General features: G+C 38.9%; 1 protein-coding gene and 1 pseudogene. One reads left to right on the plus strand and one right to left on the minus strand.

Translation table 11 applies throughout. From position 1 onward, the window contains the following. Positions 1–212 (plus strand): annotated as a pseudogene (locus H6S82_RS31530) (Uma2 family endonuclease); the annotation flags it as partial. 196 nt (positions 213–408) lie between these two features. On the opposite strand, the gene H6S82_RS31535 reads toward H6S82_RS31530, so the two are convergent. Further along, positions 409–1,287: an iron-containing redox enzyme family protein gene (locus tag H6S82_RS31535; RefSeq protein ID WP_190471624.1), complete on the minus strand. Its 879-nt coding sequence runs from the start codon at positions 1,285–1,287 to the stop codon at positions 409–411. Positions 1,288–1,844: the final 557 nt, after the last annotated feature.

Consider the following 1,844-nt stretch of genomic DNA (forward strand, 5'->3'; position numbering starts at 1 on the left):
CGCTAGAAATTGAGATTATGGAATTGGGTGCTTTACTATTGGAACGGGAAGATTTAACCAGTGCGATCGAACCATGTTTTTATATTCAAAATGAATCGCTAGTCAGAAGCAAAATAATAGATTTGCAAACCGATCCACCGCCTGACTTAGCGATCGAATCAAATTATACCAGTTCTTCCTTGAATAAATTGGCTCTCCCGTACTTGAGGTGATCGCAAAATCTAATAGATGGTTGGCAAAGCCTGTGGTATGACGGCTTTAGCTTAGTCATAGATATAAAAACTAACTTATTAGCCTCAGAGCGTTGAGCTTCCCACTACTGAAGCTAAAAGACCAACTGATTAGCAAAAATTATCACCTTAAGTACGGGAGAGACTCACGTTATATAAAATAGCTTGCCATCAAGAACTAATCTAGTAAATCTTTCAAAGCTGCCAAATGAGTTTGTGTATTCTGCTCAAAGGCAATACCAAGCTTTTCCCAGGTATGATAGCCCTGCCAAATTCGTTGCCAATATAGTGGTACCTGCTCTTCTCCCTCGCGATCTAAAATCATCTGCAAATAGAGTTCTACGGCTTTTTTCGCTATAAAGCCATGCCCATCCTTGATATTGTCAACCTTCTTATGAACTGTGTAGTAGAAGGGGTTGATATTGCGACCTTCTAGACACTTAGCCAGTTGTAGAGAAACGGGAGTTTCCCCCCACTCTAAATAAAGTGTCATACCCAATAATTCTGGAAAGAAACGCCGAGGAAACATTCCTACAGCGAGTTGAAACACTGGCTCTTCAAAGGCAAAATCCATCAGGTTAGAGTTTTCAATAAAAGCACGACTTTCCACCGGAGCGAGGTCAATACCAAGATTTTTAATTGTTCGATCGTAGAGGTTAGGGTGATGCTGCTCAAATATTCCATTGCCTCCTTCATCCATACGAATACGAAAGAGCATACACTCCACCTGGTTACTCGGACCGCAAGGAAGGATATTGGTTAGCCATACTCCATCCAACAAGGCAAATGGAGCATTTTGAAGCAATCGTACTAATACCAATTCTTGAGAAAATCGGCCTACATTTAATCCATTCCATAATTCTCCTGAATCTAGCCAGTAGTCTTTTTTGGTTGAGGAAAGAGCTTTATTGTATTCATAATTTAACCAATCTTCAAAGGCATCAAGACTATAACTAAACCCTGGATATTTAGAATAGTCGCTACTCTCTTTAAAGTAACTCTCTGCTAATTTTAAAACATCTGGCAAAGCTTGCGGATAAGTTTCCAGATTTAGCATACAGTGGAATTGTTCCCGCTTACTGCCCATGAATGCTTCAGTGTTAAACGGAAGCATATCTGTGGGGGGAAATTTGCAGTTAGACTCAGCCTCTAATTTTATCGTTAATGAAGTGTTTTCCATGTTTATCCTCAAGAGCATAAAATTAAAATTGACATAATTGAGAAAAGGAATTACAGGTACACAAAAAAATCTTTAGCCCAGCCAGTGGAAAATTACTGAATATCAACAACTAACCACATAGTCAAACCTTATTCTTCTAGTTTACCATCTTGTCGAATATCGCAAGTCGTACAATGAAATGAGCCGCCAAAGATATAAACGTGGCGAAAATCAACAGCAATGACTTTGCACTTCGATGGAGTCTAAGGTAAGGTATAGTACTTCCCAATGTCAAGACAGAAAAAGAGCAAATTTAAGAAATAATCGGCTCTGACGGACTTAGTGTGATTAATTTTGCTTATCAAAGCCAAAAATTTGAGAAACTGAAGGGCTCAAAAGCTTACTAGATAAGGACTTAAAGAAAAATGGGATCGAGAGGCTTTGATAGATGAGCA

This window comes from Planktothrix sp. FACHB-1355 (assembly GCF_014748295.1).
Classification (GTDB): Bacteria; Cyanobacteriota; Cyanobacteriia; order Cyanobacteriales; family Aerosakkonemataceae; genus Aerosakkonema; species Aerosakkonema funiforme_A.